This is a genomic window from Cognatundibacterium luofuense, from assembly GCF_018139685.1.
GTDB classification, from domain to species: Bacteria; Pseudomonadota; Gammaproteobacteria; order Burkholderiales; family Burkholderiaceae_D; genus Undibacterium; species Undibacterium luofuense.
In genome coordinates this window covers 1-466 of sequence record NZ_JAGSPN010000134.1, presented here as the reverse complement: position 1 = coordinate 466, position 466 = coordinate 1, and the positions used below count along the sequence as shown (strand labels likewise).

The 466-nt window shown below is 40.1% G+C and carries 1 protein-coding gene; it reads right to left on the bottom strand.

The window, feature by feature from the left end:
• Positions 1–146: 146 nt before the first annotated feature.
• A partial coding sequence (locus KDM89_RS19680; RefSeq protein WP_212689582.1) for a chromate transporter occupies positions 147–466 on the bottom strand: 320 nt, incomplete at its 5' end.

Below are 466 nucleotides of genomic sequence, written 5' to 3'. Positions count from 1 at the left end.
CATGGTATGTTGCCCTCGAGTTCAATTTTGATAAATGCAAAAAAATCCTGACGCAATTTATGTTTCCGCATGGAACTTATCTAAGAATGGCATACTTACACGCAACTAACTACTTAAAATTTAACTAAATAAATAAATTTTACAATTCACAAAACACTGAACTTCAGAATGAAGCCCATGCTTGCACAAGCAACAATCACGTGGATCACATTACATTTGAATTTGAACAATGCAATGACTGCGCCAAGCATGATTAAACCCGACGCCCAGTCGATACTCGCACCGAATCCGTTTGGCCAAAGTACATGATAGCCAAAAAATAAGGCTAGATTCAAAATAACGCCTACGACAGCTGCGGTAATTGCAGTCAACGGCGCGGTAAAGTTGAGGTCGTTGCGAGTGCTTTCTACAAACGGCCCACCAGCCAAAATAAATAAGAAAGACGGCAAGAAGGTAAACCATGTAA